At 62.0% G+C, this 19,449-nt stretch carries 15 protein-coding genes and 1 tRNA gene; 11 read left to right on the top strand and 5 right to left on the bottom strand.

From position 1 onward, the window contains the following. The first annotated feature begins 116 nt into the window (after positions 1-116). Together CVE41_RS11685 and CVE41_RS11680 are read left to right on the top strand one after the other, a co-directional pair. Complete coding sequence (locus tag CVE41_RS11685; protein ID WP_100260812.1) at positions 117-1,709, top strand: WS/DGAT/MGAT family O-acyltransferase; 1,593 nt, start codon at positions 117-119, stop codon at positions 1,707-1,709. Then, complete coding sequence (locus CVE41_RS11680) at positions 1,706-2,494, top strand: esterase/lipase family protein (protein ID WP_100260811.1); 789 nt, start codon at positions 1,706-1,708, stop codon at positions 2,492-2,494. Before CVE41_RS11685 ends, CVE41_RS11680 begins: the two co-directional genes overlap by 4 nt. A gap of 18 nt (positions 2,495-2,512) precedes the next feature. Here the strand turns inward: CVE41_RS11680 and CVE41_RS11675 are convergent, their stop codons facing one another. Further along, positions 2,513-5,224, bottom strand: a complete 2,712-nt coding sequence (locus CVE41_RS11675) for a TonB-dependent receptor (RefSeq protein ID WP_100260810.1) — start codon at positions 5,222-5,224, stop codon at positions 2,513-2,515. Positions 5,225-5,459: 235 nt separating this feature from the next. Here CVE41_RS11675 and infA point away from each other — a divergent pair, with 235 nt between their 5' ends. From infA to CVE41_RS11650, 5 genes are all read left to right on the top strand, one after another. Next, complete coding sequence (infA, locus tag CVE41_RS11670) at positions 5,460-5,705, top strand: translation initiation factor IF-1 (RefSeq protein WP_007163491.1); 246 nt, start codon at positions 5,460-5,462, stop codon at positions 5,703-5,705. Positions 5,706-5,711: 6 nt separating this feature from the next. Then, positions 5,712-6,287, top strand: coding sequence for a Maf family protein (locus CVE41_RS11665; protein WP_100260809.1), 576 nt, complete (start codon positions 5,712-5,714; stop codon positions 6,285-6,287). Further along, positions 6,280-7,230 (top strand): Rne/Rng family ribonuclease, encoded by a 951-nt coding sequence (locus CVE41_RS11660; protein ID WP_100260808.1) that lies wholly within the window; start codon positions 6,280-6,282, stop codon positions 7,228-7,230. Before CVE41_RS11665 ends, CVE41_RS11660 begins: the two co-directional genes overlap by 8 nt. After that, the gene (yacG, locus tag CVE41_RS11655) at positions 7,223-7,411 is read left to right on the top strand and encodes a DNA gyrase inhibitor YacG (RefSeq protein WP_100260807.1); all 189 of its coding nucleotides are present in this window, start codon (positions 7,223-7,225) and stop codon (positions 7,409-7,411) included. The genes CVE41_RS11660 and yacG overlap by 8 nt, the downstream gene beginning before the upstream one ends. A 92-nt stretch (positions 7,412-7,503) precedes the next feature. After that, positions 7,504-7,578 (top strand) — tRNA-Phe (locus CVE41_RS11650). Between the two features lie 5 nt (positions 7,579-7,583). Here the strand turns inward: CVE41_RS11650 and CVE41_RS11645 are convergent. Continuing rightward, positions 7,584-8,480, bottom strand: a complete 897-nt coding sequence (locus CVE41_RS11645; RefSeq protein WP_100260806.1) for a hypothetical protein — start codon at positions 8,478-8,480, stop codon at positions 7,584-7,586. 181 nt (positions 8,481-8,661) lie between these two features. On the opposite strand from CVE41_RS11645, the gene purC reads away from it, so the two are divergent. Further along, positions 8,662-9,468, top strand: a complete 807-nt coding sequence (purC, locus tag CVE41_RS11640) for a phosphoribosylaminoimidazolesuccinocarboxamide synthase (RefSeq protein ID WP_100261504.1) — start codon at positions 8,662-8,664, stop codon at positions 9,466-9,468. 4 nt (positions 9,469-9,472) lie between these two features. On the opposite strand, the gene CVE41_RS11635 is transcribed toward purC, so the two are convergent. Together CVE41_RS11635 and CVE41_RS11630 are read right to left on the bottom strand one after the other, a co-directional pair. Next, the gene (locus CVE41_RS11635; RefSeq protein WP_100260805.1) at positions 9,473-10,354 is read right to left on the bottom strand and encodes a diacylglycerol/lipid kinase family protein; all 882 of its coding nucleotides are present in this window, start codon (positions 10,352-10,354) and stop codon (positions 9,473-9,475) included. A gap of 95 nt (positions 10,355-10,449) precedes the next feature. Further along, complete coding sequence (locus tag CVE41_RS11630) at positions 10,450-12,684, bottom strand: TonB-dependent receptor (RefSeq protein WP_100260804.1); 2,235 nt, start codon at positions 12,682-12,684, stop codon at positions 10,450-10,452. 387 nt (positions 12,685-13,071) lie between these two features. On the opposite strand from CVE41_RS11630, the gene CVE41_RS11625 reads away from it, so the two are divergent. From CVE41_RS11625 to purQ, 3 genes are all read left to right on the top strand, one after another. Further along, entirely contained in the window at positions 13,072-15,981 is a 2,910-nt protein-coding gene (locus CVE41_RS11625; RefSeq protein ID WP_100260803.1) for a M16 family metallopeptidase, read from the top strand. A 128-nt stretch (positions 15,982-16,109) separates the two neighbouring features. Beyond that, positions 16,110-16,343, top strand: a complete 234-nt coding sequence (purS, locus tag CVE41_RS11620) for a phosphoribosylformylglycinamidine synthase subunit PurS (protein ID WP_090482207.1) — start codon at positions 16,110-16,112, stop codon at positions 16,341-16,343. Continuing rightward, the gene (gene purQ, locus CVE41_RS11615; RefSeq protein WP_100260802.1) at positions 16,343-17,020 is read left to right on the top strand and encodes a phosphoribosylformylglycinamidine synthase subunit PurQ; all 678 of its coding nucleotides are present in this window, start codon (positions 16,343-16,345) and stop codon (positions 17,018-17,020) included. Before purS ends, purQ begins: the two co-directional genes overlap by 1 nt. Here purQ and CVE41_RS11610 read toward each other — a convergent pair whose 3' ends face one another. Continuing rightward, positions 17,021-19,309, bottom strand: a complete 2,289-nt coding sequence (locus CVE41_RS11610) for a putative bifunctional diguanylate cyclase/phosphodiesterase (protein WP_100261503.1) — start codon at positions 19,307-19,309, stop codon at positions 17,021-17,023. Between the last annotated feature and the right edge of the window lie 140 nt (positions 19,310-19,449).

Below are 19,449 nucleotides of genomic sequence, written 5' to 3'. Positions count from 1 at the left end.
GATTTGACGCGCTGCACAATGATGCTAGCTTCCTTTCTTCGGACCGGCAAAAGCCGGCCGTGCAGGGGAGAGTTGCCGGGTGCCTTCGCGGGTGTGCGGCGGCTGGAAAGGAACATATGCAGCAACTGCAGGGCATGGACGCGAGTTTCGTCGCGCTCGAGACGCGCAATTCGCCGATGCATATCGGCTCCATCCTTATCTACGATCCCAGTACCGCGCCCGGCGGGTTCGTCCGCTTCAAGGACATCCTCGGTTTCATCGAGAGCCGACTGCAACTCTCGACTACCATGCGGCAACGCCTCGTTCGCGTGCCCTTCGATCTCGATTATCCCTACTGGATAGAAGATCCCGATTTCGATCTCGAATACCATGTCCGGCACGTCGCCCTCCCTGCACCGGGCGATTGGCGACAGCTGTGCATCCAGGCGGCCCGCGTCTTTGCCCGGCCGCTCGACCTCAGCCGCCCGCCGTGGGAAATCACGGTCGTCGAGGGGCTCGACGGCGTCGAAGGCGTGAAGAAGGGCAGCTATGCCTACATCACCAAGGTCCACCACGCGGCGATCGACGGGATGAGCGGGATCGACCTGATGGAGGCGACCCACACTCTGCGCCCCGACCAGCCGCCGCCCGAAACGCCCGACAAATGGAAGCCGGAAAAGGTGCCCAACCCGGTCGAATTGCTGGGCAAGAGCTATTTCAACGCGATCACCAATCCGCTCAAGCAGCTGGAAGTGGCCGCCAAGGCCGCACCCGGCCTCGCCAAGGCGCTAAAGGGCCTCGCCGCGAAGGAATTCGACGTCTCGAGCGAGATGATCGCCCCCAAGACGCGCTTCAACAAGAAGATCTCTCCCCACCGCGTGGTCGAAGGGGTCAGCGTTCCGCTGGCAGAGATCAAGGCGATCCGGACCGCCGCCGAAGGCGCCAAGGTCAACGACGTGTTCCTCGCCATTATCGGCGGAGCGATGCGGCGCTACCTTGAGAACAAGGGCGAACTGCCGAAGAAAACGCTCACCGCCATGGCGCCTATCTCGGTCCGCTCGTCGAACGAAAAGGACACGATGGGTAACCAGGTCGCGGCGATGATCGCCCCGCTCGGCACCCATATCGCCGACCCGATCGAACGGCTCGAGTGGGTGCACGACCGCACGAAGAATTCCAAGGCCATGACCGATGCGCTGGGCGCGCGGAACATGACCGAAATGAGCAAGGCTAGCCCTGCCCTTTTCATGGCCCTTGGCGCACAGCTCTACAGCCGTCTCAGCCTCGCCAATCGCGGTGTGGGGCCGATCTTCACGACAGTCGTGACCAATGTGCCCGGCCCTCCCATTCCGATTTATTCTGCCGGCGCGAAGATGCAGAGCATGATGGGGCTGCTTTGCCTCACCGACGGATTGGGGCTCGGCCATGTCGTGCAGTCCTATACGGACGAGGCGACCATCGCATTTACGGCCGATCGCGAGATGATGCCCGATCCGGAATTCTACGTGGAGTGCATCCGCGAATCCTACGAAGAACTGCGCGAAGCCGCGAAAGCCGGGGGCAAGCCTGCAGCGAAGGAAACCACACCCAAAAAGCCCGCCACCAAGAAGCGGGCACCGGCCAAGAAGGCCGCAACGACAACGAAGAAGGCGCCCGCCAAGAAGGGCACCAAAAGGGTCGCCAGCCGTTCAAAGGCTGCCCCGAAAGGGAAAGGAACAACCAAATCGTGACACAAGCAACCGCCGCAAGGGTCGACGCGCGTCCCCCCAGCCGCATCCTCGCGCTGGCCGAACCCGGCCGCGCCATGGGAGAGCTGGCGAGCTTCTACGCACTGCGTCCCTTCATGAGCCTGCTCCCGCGCGGCGACGGGCACGGCGTGTTGGTGCTGCCCGGCTTCATGGCGTCGGACTACTCCACCGGTCCATTGCGCCGCTTGCTGTGCGACCTGGGTTATGACTGCGCCGGCTGGAATCTCGGCCGCAACATCAAGGTGGACCAGGCCCGTATCGAAGCGATGATGGGCTGCGTCGACGAACTCCACGAGCGCACCGGCCGCCCGATCAGCATCGTCGGCTGGAGCCTTGGGGGCGTGTTCGCGCGCGAACTGGCCAAGCTGGCTCCAGAGAAGGTCCGTCAGGTCATCAGCCTCGGCAGCCCGATCTCCGACGATCGCAACCATACCAATGCCCGCCGCCTGTTCGAATACCTCAACGGCAAGGAGCCGGAGGTGATGCAGGGCGACAACTTCAAGAAGCTCGCCGAAGCGCCGCCGGTCCCGACCACGTCGATCCTCACGCGCACGGACGGTGTCGTCCACTGGCGCGGTTCGGTGCAGGAAGGCGACCGCGAGGACTGCGAAAACATCGAAGTGCTCGCCAGCCATTGCGGCCTCGGCGTCAATCCGGCGGCGGTCTACGCAATCGCCGACCGTCTCGCCCAGGGCGAAGGCGGGTGGAAACCGTTCAACGCGCCCCTATGGGCACGGATCGTCTTTCCCCAGCGCTCGCTTCACTAAGAGCAGTCTCGCCGCGCCTCAGAAGGCCTTGCGAATGTCGATGCCGAGATAGCGCCCGACCGGGTCTATCCGTTCGGGCGCAAAGGCGTCCGGCACTTCGCCGTTTTCGTCCAGCACTTCGCGTTGCGCATCGAACACGTTGTCGACCACGAAAGCCAGACGCAGGCCTTTCATCCAGCCCTCGTCCTTCTTGAAGATTTCACCGAGGTCGGCGAACAGCCGCATGTCGAACGTGGCCAGATCGCCGAAGAAGAGGTCGCTGGATCCCGGGGTATCGCCCCCCAGCAGCGTGGCCTCGCCGGTATAACGGCCGGACAAGCGCAGGCCGTAGCCCTGCCAGAAGAGGCCGGCTTCGAGGCGTGAGGTATGCTCGGAGATCGCACCGCCCTGCAGGACATCGCCAGAGAGCTGGTCGAACAGGGGTCCGCCCTGCGCAAGCAAGACTTCGTTCTCCAGCGCGATATTGTGATTGACGCTGAGAAAATAGCGCGGCCGCGTGTCATTGGAATCGCCGCCGAACATTCGGCCGAAACCGCCACCGCCGCGACGCTCGCCCGATTGCTGGCTTTCACCCGCTGGCGGGGACGAACAGATCCGCTCGCGCATGGTTTTCACCTTTTCCGGATCGATCTCGCCGTTTTCTCCGCGAAGGCGGGCAAGTACCTGTTCGGGCAGGCCGTCGAGCTGCGGAGGATCGGCACAGATCGCTGTGCGCATGGCGGTAAATTCTTCGCTGCGCCGTTCGGCGTCCTCGCCGCAGAACCTTTCGCGGGCAGCGGCGATCTTTTCGGGATCGGGGTTGCCGTTTTCGTCGAGCAGGCGTGCACGGAACATCTCCGGCACCCCTGAAAGGTCCGGCATCTCGCCTTCGGGCGTTTGGCAGAAGGTCTCGCGCAGTGCTTCCATACGTCCCGGATCGAAGCCGCCCCCGCCCTGACTCCCACGTCCCGCACCGGGCGGCGGTCCACCCCGACCGCGTTCACCGCGTTCGGGCCGTTCGGGCGCCTTGCCGATCTGGCCGCGAGCATTAAGGCCGAACGAGACTACCCTGCTGCGGGTCTCGTAGAGAGTCAGTGGACGACGATCGATGGAGAGCAGGTCGCCCGTCAGATCGCGGGTTACGCGATCCGGGAATGCTTGCTCGAAGGCCGCGCCGAAGCCCGGCGTTGCCGTTACTTCACGTGAACGGTTGATGCCGTAATCGACCTGGAAGCGGGCGTTTTCCCAGAACGGCAATTCCCAGTTTCCACTGAACTTCCAGTCCGCCTGCGTTTCGGCTGCCAGGTCGGGATTGCCACCGGTGACGATGGTCGCGAGCACGGTTTCGCCGCTCGAATAATCGAAAACGGGGACGTTAAATTCATCGATGCGCGGGTTGCCGAGGCTGGCGAGACCGGGCGCGACCTCGCGCCAGATGCGCGTGGCGCTGAAGCCGAGGGTGTCCGTCGGCCCCCAGTTGATACCGGCGCTCCAGTTACCGAGCGTCCCGAAGTCCGAAAGATCTTCGAAACCCGAACTGAAGTTGAGGCTGACGCCGCCGATTGCGCCCCAATGCCCGCCTCGCTCGGAGATCGGGACGGAGATATTCGTCCCTCCGTTCAGCCGCCGCCGCGTGAGCTCGGTCTCGAAATCGGTCCTGGTGTCGTCGCTGGCGAGGCGCACCCAGTCCAGTCCGTAGTCGACCGTAACACTGACATCGCCTGCCGGCAGGCTGATCGGATAGCCGGTCAGGGTCAGCGCGTTATCCAGCCGCCAGGTCCGATTCTTGGCGATATCGAAGCCGCTGCCGTCGAAAGCGTCGATCTCGGTGCGCGTGTCCGTGAAGACCGAGTTGTTCGTGAAGACCGCATTCCAGTCCCCCAGCGGTCGGGAAACGGTTGCGCCCACCGACACGGTATCGATATCGCTCCGCCGCTCGAGCGGCACGAGGCCGTCATTCGACAACCCCGACAGGCTGCGGCTTTCCGAGTGGTTGACCGTACCGTTCAGGCTGAGCGACAAGCCGGTTTCTTGGAAAGCGCGAGCGTAGTTGATCGTGCCCTCGGCGCTCATCGTGTCCGGACGCAGGCTGCGGAACGCAGCTTCGCCTGGTTCGCCGTTTGCGACGGTCAGGCCCCGCTCGGCCTCGGTAAGCAGGCTGGAATCCTCGATGTCGAGGTTGATGTTGAAACGTCCCTTCTCGCCGATACGCAGGAAAGTCAGCTCCTGTTCGTTGCGCGTGAAGCCTCCGCTCTCCGGGCCTTCATACTCGACTTCGGCCGTTACGCTGCGGAAATCGGGCTTGAGGAGGATATTGACGACGCGCTGGTCGGGAGAGAAGCCGAACCGCTGGGCGGTTTCTTCGGGGAAGACCTCGACCTTGCGGATCGCCTCGGGCGGATAGCTGCGGAATTCGCGCCAGCTGGATACGCGTATGCCGTTAATGAGGAATACCGGGCGGCCACCACCACGCCCGCCGCGAGCGCCGCTGCCCGTCGCAGGTTCGATGGCAGCGATCACGTCTGCGATCGAACTCGCGCCGAACGAGGCGATGTCCGCCTCATCGAATTCGGCGATCGGTTTCTCCTCGACGAAAAGCTGCCCCCGGATGCGGGTTCCTTCGACGACGATGGTATCGTTCGCGGCCGGAGGCACGCTTGCTTCGATCTCGTCGGGATCGGGCAGCGATTGCGGTTCCTGCTCCTCTGCCAAGGCGATCAGCGGCATACCGGCCAGTACCAGCGCAAGCATGCTTGCGGATTGGCGAGAACGTAAATTTATCAAAGACTAATCCTGCCTTGTCATTCCGCCCACAGCCCCTGTCGGGCATAGGCCGCTCTTAATTTCGATCAAACAGCCACTATGTATCGGTTTGTCGCGTGACTACGCCTCGCAGCCTCAATGCCTAAAGCTTCCCTTTTATCCCGCCTGCCGCTATGGGCGCGCGATACGAACCGATGAACAGCATTTTTGACTAAGGATACGAATGGCCAAGGAAGAACTTCTCGAAATGCGCGGGCGCGTTGTGGAGCTGCTGCCCAATGCTATGTTCCGCGTCGAGCTCGAGAACGGCCATGAGGTGCTCGGCCACACGGCAGGCAAGATGCGCAAGAACCGCATTCGCGTCCTGGTGGGCGACGAGGTGCTGTGCGAACTGACGCCTTACGATCTGACCAAGGCGCGCATCACCTACCGCTTCATGCCCGGACGCGGCGGCCCCGGCCCCCAATAAGCCGTCGTGGGCAAGCCCACTCTCATATTAGCATCCGCCAGCCCGCGCCGCCGCGAACTGATCGCGCGGCTCGGCCTGACGCCGGATGCCATCGCACCTGCCGATATCGACGAAACGCCCGCCAAGGGCGAACTGCCGCGCGACTATGCCAAGCGCATGGCCCGCGAGAAGGCCGAAGCTGCCGCTTCGGACGAGGGGTACGTTCTGGCTGGAGACACTGTGGTTGCAGCCGGTCGGCGGATCCTGCCCAAGGCGGAAGACGAGGCGACGGCGCGGGAATGCCTGGCGCTATTGTCGGGCCGTCGCCACCGCGTCCTGTCAGCCATAGCCCTGCGCGCGCCCGACGGCACGATGCGCGAACGGCTCAGCGAGACGATCGTGATGTTCAAGCGCCTCTCTCCAGAAGAGATCGACGCCTATATCGCCAGTGGCGAATGGGACGGCAAGGCCGGGGGCTATGCTATCCAGGGTTTTGCGGAAGGGCTGATCTCGCGCATCCAGGGCAGCCATTCGGGTGTCGTCGGCCTGCCGCTTTACGAGACAAGAGCGCTGCTGAAGGCGGCGGGCTTCGCAATTGCCTGATTGGCTGGTCGAGGAAGGGATCGGCGAGACACGCGCGATCCTGCTCGACGGCGACACGGTGATTGCTGCGAAATGCCGCTGGCATGGCGAACTTCATGCAGGCCAGCACGTTTCGGCCAAACTCACTACGAAACGCGGAACGCGCGGAACCGGACTTCTGGAGGATGGGCTCGAGCTCCTGCTCGACAAGCTGCCGCGCGATGCGAGCGAGGGAACGACGATTGCGTGCGCAATCACCCGCGCCGCCATCACCGAACGAGGACGATACAAGCTGCCTTCGGCGCGCCCGATCGAAGCGGTACAGAACGCCGGACCCGACACCTTCGCCAGCGCCAGGATCGTTCACCGCTTTCCCGCGGGGGCCTGGGAGGGCGTCTGGGAAGAGGCGTCCAGCGGTCATGTCGCATTCGACGGAGGCTCGCTGCTTCTTGCCGTTACTCCGGCAATGACCCTCATCGACATCGACGGCGACTTGCCTCCGCGCGAGCTTGCCTCAAGGGCGGTCCCCTCGATCGCCCATGCATTGCGCCAATTCGATCTGGCAGGCTCGATCGGGATCGACTTCCCAACCTTGGAAACCAAAGCGGACCGCAGGGCCATCGACGCCGCCCTCGACGATGCGCTGGACGACTGGCCTCACGAAAGGACCGCCATGAACGGGTTCGGCTTCGTGCAGCTGGTCGCCCGGCTCGAGGGGCCCTCTCTCCTCCACCGGTTCGCGACTTCTCGCACGGGTATGGCTGCCCGCATGGCGCTACGCCGGGCAGAGCGAGTGGAAGGGGCCGGCACCACCCTTCTGACCGTTCACCCGGCCCTCAAGTCGAAAATCAAGCAGGAATGGATCACCGAGCTGGAGCGCCGGACAGGTCGTCCGATGAGGATAGAGACCGATCCGGGACTTGCCATCGAAACGGCCGCTGCCCAAATCGTGCCTCATGACTAGCAAGAATCGCCCCTGCCCGATCTGCAAGAAGCCGCGCAGCCAAGAGCACGCGCCTTTCTGTTCCTCGCGCTGCCGCGACCGCGACCTGGCGAAATGGTTCGGCGATGGTTATTCGGTGCCCGGACGCCCTGCCTTGCCCGAAGAAATCGCTGGAGAAGTGGTCGGCGGCAAGGAAGAGTAAAATTCCCCCCTTGCAAAGGCGCGCCAGCTTCGCCATAGGCGCGCTCTCATTGCTCGCGGGGCTCATTTAAGCCTCCTTTGCCGAAGCAGTGTGCCCGGGTAGCTCAGTGGTAGAGCAGACGACTGAAAATCGTCGTGTCGGTGGTTCGACTCCGCCCCTGGGCACCACCTTCCTATTCAGACAGGAAATGCTCCACGGCGTGGGCGACGTCGCCCAAGCTTGCGAGATCGCGCGGCCTGCGCAGGATGCAAACCGGCGTGCCGGCAACCACCTGAGCCGCGACATGGGCCTGCCTGACCCAGCCATCCATCGCTTCGAGCATTTCGGGTCGATAGACCGTCGCAGCGAGGACCGCCGTCACCGCGCGATGCCCCTCCAGCCTCTCGATTTCGACTTTCTCACCGTCGGCCAGCACGAAGATCGCCCCTAGCGGCAATATTCCCTCCCCGGCATTATTCTTAGGCGCGCGGAGATGAAACTTGTCGTCGCGGAAATGGTCGCGCTGGATTACGCGATCTTCCCAGCCCAGCGCCTCGATCGCGTTGCGCCAAAGCTTGATCCGTGTGCTCGCGGGATAAACGCACGAAACTTCAGGGGATGCATCGATGCGACTGAGGTCGTCAGATACGAGCGACCACCCCTTCACCAGCATTGCAGCCGCCATCGTGCTTTTGCCCATGCCCGCATCGCCGCAGAACAGTATCGCTTGGCCATGGTGTTCGACCACGCTGCCATGCCACATGGCGAGGCCGCGCTGGTATCCCAAGGCGCCCCACGCGCTGCCTAGTGTAAAGAGGCGCAGATCACGATCCTGCGCACCTGCGTGCGGATAGACGCGGATTGTCTGCCCGCCCTGAATTTCCCAGACCCCGACATCATCGATCGCGAATCGGATCAGGTCGCCTTCGACGATCGTACCGTCCGCTTCGCTGCAAGCTGGCGCCTCTGCGTCGGAAACGACGATCGCGACGTCGCCTCCCTCACCGCAGGCGAAATCCTGCCATTCAGGCAACGCCAGGTCGGACGCGATCGAGAGGCCCGAGTGAAAGTAGTGTAAAGGCGCAGACATGTGCTTTCCTGCTGCCCTTCACGCAGCCAGGCTGCAAGCATTGTTGCAAGGGTCGCGGGGCGCGATTGCGTCCCCCTTTCATTCGCTGTAAAGGCGCAGGCTCGACGCCCCGGGGCGATCGGACACAGGCCGATCGTACTGCCGGGGCGGCAGTTTTTTGAGCGCGAAGGAAAATCCGCCCATGTCACGTCGCCGCCAGATCTACGAAGGCAAGGCCAAGATCCTCTATGAGGGCCCCGAACCGGGCACGATCATCCAGTATTTCAAGGATGACGCGACCGCCTTCAACGCCCAGAAAAAGGGTACGATCAACGGCAAGGGCGTGATAAACAACCGCATCAGCGAGTATGTGTTCACACGCCTTTCGCACATCGGTATTCCGACGCACTTCATTCGCCGCCTGAATATGCGGGAACAGCTGGTGCGCCAGGTCGAGATCATTCCTCTCGAAGTCGTGGTGCGCAACGTGGCCGCCGGTACGCTGTCCAAGCGCCTCGGCATCGAGGAAGGCGAAGTCCTGCCGCACACGCTGATCGAATATTGCTACAAGGACGACAGCCTTGGCGATCCCAAGGTTTCCGAAGAAGAAATCGCCTGCTTCAACTGGTGCAACCACGAAGAAATGCAGGATATGTCCAGCATGGCGATCCGCATCAACGACTTCCTTTCGGGCATGTTCAGCGCGATCGACATCCGGCTCGTCGACTTCAAGCTGGAATTCGGACGTATCTGGGACGGCGATTATGCCCGTGTGATCCTGGCCGACGAAATCAGCCCCGACGGGTGCCGCCTGTGGGATATCAACACCGGCGAAAAGCTCGACAAGGACCGGTTCCGCCGCGACCTTGGCGGCGAAAGCGAAGCCTATCAGGAAGTCGCGCGCCGTCTCGGCTTGCTGCAGAATGAAGACAATGGCCCCGGCGAAGTGCTCGACATGAACGCCCATCGCGGCCGTCTGCGCACGCCGGCAAAACCGACCAAGAAATAATCGCTCAGACCACGTAGCTCAGCGTCAGGCCGCTTGGCCCGATTGCAAATCCGCAGTCGGGCATATGGTCGCCGTCGACCTGTACCGGCGTCACGCAGCGGTCGAATTCGACCCTGCGGCACGAACGGATTTCGGCAATGCCCATTCTGGCGACCGGCAAGCGCAGCATCACTGCCAGGCTGAGAGCGATCGTACCCATCCGCGTGGAGCGCTTGAGCGTGATCAGTTCGACCGAATCAGCGGCCAGTGCGGCCTCCGGGCTAACCTTGAACGGACCGGCATAGAGCGCTGCGTGGCTGACGATGGCGGCTTCCGCTTCGTATTCGAACGGATCGCCACTCGCCAGTTCGCCGCGGATCGTCATCGTGTCGCGCGGCCAGTCGCGCATTTGCTGTGCCAATGCTACGACGTAGGCATAGCGGCCGATGCGTTTCTTCAGCCTGCCGTCGACACGTGCCACTGCATGGCTGTCGGGACCGATCGAAAGACATGAGACAATCGGCATGTCGCCCAGCCGATAGAGGGGCGATTGAACCCACGTTTCCGGGCCGCGCTCCCACGCAGCACGCAGATCGGCGGCAAATTGCGACGGTTTGCGCGCATAGCCCAATTCTCGGGCAACGAGATTGATCGTGCCCGAGGGGGCTACGCACAAGGGCACCTTCCCCGCAGCCGGACCCAATGCCTGGACGGTATCGCGCAGCGTTCCGTCGCCACCGTGGACGCATACCAGATCGGCAGAACCGGATAGCTGTGCGCCTTCTGCGGTCGTTGGCATCGGCGTCACGACGAACCCCTGACCCTCCAGCGCGATAACGAGAGCGTCGAGATGCGACTGGCTGAAGCTGCCCGAAACCGGGTTGTAGACGAGGTCGAGCGAGGCCATCGGATCGCTTTTAGTGACCTGCGCGATCCTGCGCCACGAAAAAGGGCCGGAAGGTCATCCCTCCCGGCCCCTCTTGGATCACATTAACGTATCGCTCAGTAGTCGAAACGGACCGACAGGCCGATCACGCGCGGATCGTTTACGAACGCGGTGTTGTTGTTGAAGTCGATACCGCCCTTCACATTGTCCGCATCGGTGATGTTGCGGGCGAAGAGAGCCACTTCGAACGTGCCGTCCTGCTTGGCGTAACCGACGCGCAGACCGCCTTCGATCTGGTTGTCGACGACATATTCCGCGCTGTCATAGAGGAAGAAGCTGGTTTCTCCCTGATACGTCCAGTCGGTGTAGGCGAAGAGTTCACCCACGGTGCCCAGCGGGATTGCGTAACGCGCGGTCAGGTCGGCAATCCATTCCGGAGCGTTGGGGAACGGGTTGCCGTCCACCAGCGCACGGTCGGTGCCCGACAGGTTCACGATCGGATCGAGCACGGTGCATTGCGCACAGATGCCGACTGCCAGGTTCTCGTCACGGATTTCGGTGTTGTTGTAACTGGCACCGGCAGTGACGAGGAAGTTCGGCGTGATCTGGAACGCGCTGTCCAGTTCGAAGCCCCAGCCGCGACCGTCTGCCGCATTGACCAGCTGCACCAGGTTTCCGGCACCGCCGACCGCGGAGAACTGCGGGTCTTCGATGTTGTAGAAGTAGGCTGCACCGTTCAGACGGACCCGGCGATCGGCCAGTTCCGACTTGAAGCCGACTTCGTAGCTCATGATCTTCTCGCTCGTCGCGATCGACGGCGGGGCGAAGAAAGCTACGTCGCGGCCCTGGATCGTCGGTGCGCGGAAACCGCTAGCGACGCGGGCATAGACGCTCGCATCGGCAGTGACGTCCACGAACGCCGCCAGGTCCCAGCTCAGACGCTCGTCGGAAACTTCGCGGGACTGCGGGTCGGCTGCATCACGCACGAAGAATGCCTTGTCGTCTTCGGTGTAACGCAGGCCGCCGGTCAGCTTGATCGTGTCGGTGACCTGTGTGGAGAGCTGGCCGAACAACGCCCAGCTTTCGTTGGTGTGGTTCACAGTCACGGAAGGCGGGAAGTCGAAACCGACCGTCGTCACGTCGAAGTCGCTGTCGAAGTAGAAGCCGCCGACCTGCCAGTCGAAAGCACCGCCGCCATTGCTGGCGAGACGGACTTCCTGCGTGAACTGGTCGAGCTCGATCGAATCCTGCGTATCGGACGGGAACGGGATGAAGCCCGGACCCATAATGGGCAGGAAGCTTGCGCCAAAACCACCGTCGATGTCGCCGCGGCTGGAGCCTTCGCTGTCGGCCCAGCTGGTGATCGAGGTGAAGGTGGCGAAGTCTGCTTCGTAATCGACCGTACCGGTGATGATCTCGGCCTTGTACTGCGCCTGGTTACCGGCACCGGCATCGTAGAACACGGTGTCGCGGTCGTAGTTCTCGTTGAGATCGTTGTTGCCCGGGCCAAGGATGTTGGCGCGGAACAGCGTCGATGTGCCATCGAGGTCGCGGATCGAGTAGCTGCCCAGGATCGACAGGCGATCGGTAGGCGTCAGCAGGATCTGCGCGCGGCCGGCGATGTCGGTGTAGGCGCCGTATGCGTCCTCCTCACCGGTGAAGCCGTTGTCGACCCAGTTGTCGCGCTGCTGCCACATGCCCGACAAGCGGACCGAGGCAAGGCCGGGGGCGACCGGGATAGTCATGCCGCCATCGATGGCAACCGAACCGAAGCTGCCATAGCTGGCCGAGCCGGTCACGGCGAATTCGTCGCCCGGCTTCACGGTGTCGATCTTGACGATGCCTGCCGGCGTGTTGCGGCCGAACAGCGTGCCCTGCGGTCCGCGAAGCACTTCGACGCGCTCGACGTCGAAGATGGGGAAGCTCTTCAGCGTTACGTTTTCGTGGACGACATCATCCATGACCACCGAGACCGGCTGCGATGCCGCAAGGTCGAAATCGGTGTTGCCGAGACCGCGAATATAGAAACGGGGCGCTGCACGGCCGTTTGAGCTTTCAACGAACAGGCCCGGCACGTGGGCCGAGAGGGCCGTAATGTCGGCACCGGCGTCGAAGATGCTGCGGGTCGCGTCGGCCGACAGGGTAGCGGCGGAAACCGGAACCTGCTGCAGGTTTTCTTCGCGGCGGTTGGCGGTTACGACAATCGTGTCGAGCTGGCCGTTATTGGCCTCTTCGGCACCGGTTGCTTCGGTGTCGGAGCTATCGACGTCTTGCGCCAGAGCCGGCTGCGCGAACGCGAGTGCCAGCGTGCTGGCGGAGAGAAGGCGGAGAGTAAGGGAGCGGTCAATCATGGGATGATCCTTTTGGCCCAGCGCTTGCCTGCGCGGGTTGGTGGGATGGAGAAGGGGAATTGACCGGGCGCCATTAGCCCAACCACACCATAATTGGAGTCGCAAACCGGCAGAAGCCTGCGGGATTTGGCGCTATGTTGCATTGCAGTGACAGATGCGGCGGCTGCGAAACGTCACGCGCCGCGGCGTGCACTATAAATACAACACAGCATCTCGTCGGACAATTACTATTGTAGTCCAGCAGTTCGTAGATAGCATTCGGTCGTTTGTCGCGTTTCTAGGAAAATCAGTAGAATTGAGACGAACCGGGACTTCTTCTTTGAAATCGACGAGTTACAGTTGGCGTCGGGACTGCCGCTTGGTGCGGCGTAAGAACAGGGACGCACTATGAAAAATTCTTCCATCCGCAGGATTCTCGTCGCCACACCGCTGATCGCGCTGACGCTGGCTGGATGCACCACGTACTCCGACACCACGGCTCCTGTCGCTTCGACCACGGCAGCCACTTCCGGCGTGGAATTGGGCCTTCCCGCGCGGACCGGTCTGACGGGCTGGAACTTCCCGGTGTACGATGTGCCGGCCGATCCGGCCGTGCGTTACGGCATTCTCGACAATGGAATGAAATACGCAATCCTGCGCAATGAAACGCCGCAAGACGAAGTCGTGCTGCGCATGAATTTCGACATCGGCTGGATCGACGAGAAGGAGGGCGAATTCAACGCTGCGCACTTCATCGAGCACATGGCATTCAACGGTTCGACCAACATTCCCGAAGGGGAGATGATCAAGCTGCTCGAACGAGAGGGTCTCAAGTTCGGGGCAGACACGAACGCCAGCACCTTTTTCGAAGACACCACCTACAAGCTGAGCCTGCCGCGTAATGACGCCGAGCTGATCGGCACCGGGCTGATGCTGATGCGCGAAGTCGGCTCCGAACTGACGTTCGACCCCGAGGCGGTTGATCGCGAGCGCGGTATCCTCCAGTCCGAAATCCAGACGCGAAACACCTACAACAGACGTCTCGGTAGAGCGTACCAGAGCTTCATCGCTCCGGGCACGCCCTTCGCCGAGAACATCAGCCATCCCACCGAGACTGCTGTAACTGCATCGATCACCGCAGACGAACTCCGCGGTATCTACGAGCGCTTCTACCGGCCCGACAACGCAACCCTGATCGTGGTCGGAGATGTCGAGCCTGACGAAATCGAAGGCATGGTTCGCGAACGCTTCGGCGATTGGGAAAAGCCCGCCAGCGCGATAATCGAGAGCGAGCGCGGCGAGATCGATTTCGATCGACCGGCGCAGGCTGGTTACTTCGTCGATCCGGCAGTGAACTACATCGTCCAGATCGACCGCCTCGCTCCATACGAGCGTAAGCTGAGCACGGTCGAGCAGGGACGCAAATCGCTGCAGCTTCAACTGGCCTCCATGGTCGTAAATCGCCGCCTGCAGAACCTGGCGCGCGATCCGGAAGGGTCGATCCTGGGCGGACGTCTCGCAACTTCGGATTTCTTCGACCGGGCAGTGCAGTCGAACATCCAGCTCGTGGCCAAGGACGGGCAATGGCGCGAAGCACTGGCGACTGCGGAACAGGAGGTGCGCCGCGCCACCCTGCATGGTTTCACCCAGAGTGAAATCGATGAAGCCCTGACGAACCTGGAAACCGCGCTGCGCAATGGTGCGGAACGGCAGGCTACGCGCCCTAGCCAGGCACTCGCAGACGGAATTCTCGCCACCGTGCGCGACGAACAGATTTTCGCGACGCCAGCCACCCGCCTCGCCGTGTTCGAAAGCGTCCGCGGCGAACTGACCCCGGAGAAGATCCACGAAACCTTCCGCGGCACCTTCGTAGGTTCGGCGCCGCTGGTCCACATAGCGACCAAGCAGGAAATAGAAGGTGGGGAAGACACGATCCTGGCTGCCTATAACGCTTCTACCAAAGTCGCCGTGGCAGCGCCGGAGGAGAAAGTGACCGCTGCCTTCGCTTACGAAGATTTCGGCGCGGAAGGGACTGTCGTGTCGGACCGAAAAGTCGATGATCTCGACTACCGTGAAGTGCGGTTTGGCAACAATGTCATGCTCAACCTCAAGAAGACCGATTTCAAGGACAAGGAGATACTCTTCCATGTCCGGATCGGAGCGGGCGAACTGGCGATCGGCGACGCCGAACCTGCGGCGTCGACGATGCTCAATGCTGTCTCGGCAACGGCCGGGCTCGAAGCGCACGACCTCGACGAGTTGCAGCGCATTTTCGCCGGGCGCAATGTGAGGTACGGCATTTTCGCCGCCAATGATCACTTCCACATCCCCGGCTCGACCAAGGCGGATGACTTCCTTTCCCAGATGCAGATTGCTGCCGCATTCCTGACTTCGCCCGGATACCGCCAGGAAGCCGAAGCGCAGTGGCAGGCGCTGATCCCGCCGTATATCGCGCGCCTCGATGCCAATCCCCAGGCCGTGGCAGGATCGCAGGTTCCCCGTATCGTGGCGAATGGCGATGCGCGCTTCGGGGCGCAGAGCGAGGACGTGCTGCTCGACACGACCTTGGCCGATCTTCGCAATGCCGTTTCGCCGAACCTCGGCAATTCGCCTATCGAGATCGTGGTGGTCGGAGATATCGACGAACAGGCAATCATCGATGCCGTGGCCAAGACTTTCGGCGCCCTGCCGGAGCGACCGCTCGAAAGTCAGAGCTTCGCCGAAGCACGCCAGGTCAGCTTTGCAGCAGACAGGAGCAAGCGCACTCTCTACCATTCCGGCGCTGCCGATCAGGGTATGGTGCAGGTCTACTGGCCGACCACTGACGATGATGACTTCCGCGAGGAGGTGGTCGGAGGCCTAGCTGCAGAAACGCTGCGTCTTCGCCTGCTGGAAACGTTGCGGGAGGAACTCGGCGCAACCTATACTCCGATGGCCGGGTTGGAGATGTCCGACACCTTCGACAACTTCGGCTATCTGATCGCGGCAGCCATTGTCGCTCCCGAGAACCAGGACCTTGTCTTCGAAACCATCGCGCAGATCGCGGCGGACCTGGGTTCGAATGGCATCGACGACGATCTGCTGTCCCGGGCACGCAACCCGCTGCTGGAAAAGCTTGCCAAGGACCGGCGTGAAAACGGGTACTGGCTGGGATCGCTGGAAGCGGCCCAACTCCAAAGCGATCGCCTTGATCGGGTGCGCAATTACGAATCGATCCTGCGGTCGGTCACCACCGCCGACGTGAAAGCGTTCGCCGAGAAGTATCTCGTTGCCAGCGAAGCGCTGGAGATCGCCATCGTACCCAAGCCCGGACAATAAGAGGGGAGATGGCCCTTCCCTCGTCCCGATAATCTGCCCGAAACCCCGGTCGGCGACTTGCTTCGCTGGCCGGGGCACGGCATAGGCGCGCGCAAGAAATCCAATCCTTGCGATCAAAGGCATTGCTCATGAAAGTCCGCGTCCTTGTCAGCCTCAAGCCCGGCGTCCTCGACCCGCAAGGCCGTGCGGTGCACCACGCGCTCGAAGGCCTTGGCTTCTCCGGCGTAGAAAGCGCCCGGATCGGCCGCACGATCGACCTCGACGTGGCCGACGACACGAGCGACGAGGCCCTCACCGAAATGTGCGAGAAGCTCCTCGCCAATACGGTGATCGAGAACTACCGCATCGAGAAGCTCGACTGATGGCTTTTCGCGCAGCTGTCGTTACCTTTCCCGGGTCCAATTGCGACCGCGACATGGCGGTTGCGATCGAACAGGTTTCCGGCTCGGCACCGGTCCGCGTCTGGCATGGTGATGCGCAGCTTCCAGAGGGGCTGGACTTCATCGCCCTGCCGGGCGGCTTTTCCTACGGCGACTACCTGCGTTCAGGCGCGATGGCGGCGAACAGCCCTATCATGCGCGAGATCGTGCGCGCAGCAGAGCGCGGCGTCCCGGTTCTGGGCGTTTGCAACGGCTTCCAGGTCCTTACCGAAGCGCGCCTCCTGCCCGGAGCGTTGATGCGCAATGCGGGCCAGACCTTCATCTGCCGCAATGTCGGCCTGAGGGTGGAAAACACGCAGTCGATTTTCACATCCGGCTATGACGCAGGACAGGAAATCAGCATCCCGGTCGCGCATCACGACGGAAATTTCTTCGCCGACAACGAAACCCTCGACCGGATCGAAGGCGATGGCCGTGTTGCGTTTCGCTACATGGAAAATTGCAACGGGTCGCAGCGTGATATCGCGGGCGTGCTCAATGCGGCGGGCAACGTCCTCGGCATGATGCCCCACCCCGAGCGCGCAGTCGATGCGGCCCATGGCGGGACAGACGGTCTGGCATTGTTCGAGGCGGCTATCCGGTCTCTCGCGGACGCCTGATCACGCCGATCGCGCTTCGTCTCTGGCGAAGATCTTCCGAACTTCCGAAACCGGCATCGGGCGTCCGAAGTGATAGCCCTGTATCTTCGTGCATCCCAAACGGCGGATCAGTTCCGCCTCTTCCTCGGTCTCCACACCCTCTGCCGTGGTGGTCATGTCCAAACTATCGGCCATGGCGACAACGGCACGAATGATCGCAAGGCTTTCGGGGCTGTTCTGCGCCGCGCCCTGGACGAACATCCGGTCGACCTTGATGGTCGTGAACTGCATCTTGCGAATGTAGCCGAGCGAAGAGTAGCCGGTACCGAAGTCATCCAGCGCAACCGAGCAACCGAGCGCCAGGCACTGTTCCAGCGCCTTTCGCACGACGCCTGCGTCACGCAGGAATATGCTCTCCGTCACCTCGAGCTCGAGCCGTTCGGCAGGCAAGCCGCTGTGCGACAAGGCCCTGACCACCGTTCCGACGAAATCGGGCTCCAGCAATTGCTCGGGCGAGACGTTGACGTTTACCTTCACGTGCGCCGGCCAATGGCTGGCGGCTTCGCGGCAGGCCTCGTTGAGTACCCAAGTGCCGATTGGCACGATCAGTCGCGTGTCTTCTGCCAGGGGGATGAATTTCACCGGGCTGACGAACCCGTGCACCTTGCTGTTCCAGCGTAACAAGGCCTCGAAGCTGACCACATCCTCGCTCGTGGCATCGACCACGGGCTGGTAGTGGACTTCCATCTCGTCGTTCTCGAGCGCGCTGCGAAGCGAGAACTCCAGCTGACGCTTCTCTTCGGCGATAGCGTGGAGTTCGGGCTGGTATTCGCAATGGATGCCGCCGCCTTCGTCCTTCGCGCGGTAGAGCGCGAGGTCCGCATTGCGCAGCAGTTCTTCCACGCTCTTGCCATCACGAGGTCCCAAGGCCGAACCGACGCTCGCGCCAACGTAAAGGACATGGTTTTCGACATGGTACGGCGCGGAGAGCGCCGCGATGACCGTCTTGGCGAGAGTGTCGATGCGCCGCCTGTCCGACGCATCGCGAACGACGATCGCAAATTCGTCCCCGCCCAGCCTGCCGCACGTCTCTCCTTCATCCATCAGCGGCGCGAGCCTGCCGGCCACTTCGGCCAGCATCTTGTCGCCGATGAGATGACCAAGCGAATCGTTCACTGCCTTGAAGCGGTCCAGATCGATCATCAGGAAAGCGCAGCGCGAACGCCACTTGTCCGCATATGCCAGGGCGTCGCGCAGCGTTTCGTTGAGCATCAGCCGGTTCGGAAGCTGGGTCAGCGTGTCGTAGCGCGCAAGATACGCGATCTTCTCGCTGCTCTCATGCTTGACCGTAACATCGGAACCGACGCCGCGGAAACCGCGCCAGACGCCCTTCTCATCCAGGACCGGCGTACCGGAGATTTCCCAATACCGCCGTTCGCCATTGATGACGACGCTGACAGTGAGGTTGGAGAAGCTTTCGCGTTGTTTCAGTTTCTCGGAGAATTCGCGCAGGCTGGCTGGAAAATTCCCCGCTTCCCAATTGTCGCCCGAAATCAGTTTCAGGAAGTATTGGCCTTCGACTGCCGCAGGAGTGCTCCCGAGTGCGAATGCCAGCCTCGGGCTGACATTTCGCAATTTGCGGGCGGTATCGATATGCCAAAGCCAGTCGGCTTCGCCCTCTTCGAATTCGCGCAGCAGCATCGACACGACTTCGCTCTTTTCCTGCATCACCAGTTCGGACAGGCGTGCGCCGACCCGCATGCGCGCCATCTCGAAGGTGCCCAAAGTGCCGATCATCATGGTCATTCCGATCATAGCGGCAAGCAGGCCATCACCGTTCATCAGTGAGACCAGAAGCGGACCGACCGATGCGGCAAGGAGGAATGTTATCGTGCTGAGCGGAACACTGTACCGGCTCGTCACTGTCGAGACGACGAGGAAGCACAGGATTATCCAGATCGTAATGAGGTCGCTCGCGGCGCCCAATGCGCACAGGGCCACGATCCCCAGTGACCAGACAGCACCCTTGTTTGCCGAAGACATGGCGTGTGCCCGCACGTTTTCGGGATCGAAGCGACCTGCTTCCGCGATCCTGAGTTTGCGATCGAGGATGAAGGCATGGGCGATGCTGAGTGAAAGCGCGCAGCCCCAGGTCACCAGTATGACGGCAGGCACCTTGGAATAGGTGGCGTAGGCAACCAGGGCGAAGGCGATCATGTGGAACAACGCACGGACAAACGCACGACGCGCCACCAGCGAATATTGATGACCGTGAATGCGGGACCAGTCCGAACCCTGGACGTTCGACATGCCAAGGACCTGACGTGCAGTCAGCTCCTCTGCATTAATCGGTTGGTTTTCTATCGTCTGGCTCACACTCGCACGATTAACCTCGAAAGGTTAGCCGCACGTAAACCTAAGACGGAAAAGAGAAACCTCGGTCCTGGGAG

This window comes from Qipengyuania seohaensis (genome assembly GCF_002795865.1).
Classification (GTDB): domain Bacteria; phylum Pseudomonadota; class Alphaproteobacteria; order Sphingomonadales; family Sphingomonadaceae; genus Qipengyuania; species Qipengyuania seohaensis.
Note: the sequence above shows the minus strand (reverse complement) of the source record. Positions and strands in the feature narration are given on the sequence as shown.

Bases quoted from the DNA above. Each gene is read 5' to 3' on its own strand.
- CVE41_RS11675 (WP_100260810.1), bottom strand. From the start codon at position 5,224: ATGCTTGCGCTGGTACTGGCCGGTATGCCGCTGATCGCCTTGGCAGAG.
- infA (WP_007163491.1), top strand. From the start codon at position 5,460: ATGGCCAAGGAAGAACTTCTCGAAATGCGCGGGCGCGTTGTGGAGCTG.
- CVE41_RS11685 (WP_100260812.1), top strand. From the start codon at position 117: ATGCAGCAACTGCAGGGCATGGACGCGAGTTTCGTCGCGCTCGAGACG.
- CVE41_RS11630 (WP_100260804.1), bottom strand. From the start codon at position 12,684: ATGATTGACCGCTCCCTTACTCTCCGCCTTCTCTCCGCCAGCACGCTG.
- CVE41_RS11625 (WP_100260803.1), top strand. From the start codon at position 13,072: ATGAAAAATTCTTCCATCCGCAGGATTCTCGTCGCCACACCGCTGATC.
- yacG (WP_100260807.1), top strand. From the start codon at position 7,223: ATGACTAGCAAGAATCGCCCCTGCCCGATCTGCAAGAAGCCGCGCAGC.
- CVE41_RS11635 (WP_100260805.1), bottom strand. From the start codon at position 10,354: ATGGCCTCGCTCGACCTCGTCTACAACCCGGTTTCGGGCAGCTTCAGC.
- CVE41_RS11610 (WP_100261503.1), bottom strand. From the start codon at position 19,309: ATGTCGAACGTCCAGGGTTCGGACTGGTCCCGCATTCACGGTCATCAA.
- CVE41_RS11645 (WP_100260806.1), bottom strand. From the start codon at position 8,480: ATGTCTGCGCCTTTACACTACTTTCACTCGGGCCTCTCGATCGCGTCC.
- purS (WP_090482207.1), top strand. From the start codon at position 16,110: ATGAAAGTCCGCGTCCTTGTCAGCCTCAAGCCCGGCGTCCTCGACCCG.
- purC (WP_100261504.1), top strand. From the start codon at position 8,662: ATGTCACGTCGCCGCCAGATCTACGAAGGCAAGGCCAAGATCCTCTAT.
- purQ (WP_100260802.1), top strand. From the start codon at position 16,343: ATGGCTTTTCGCGCAGCTGTCGTTACCTTTCCCGGGTCCAATTGCGAC.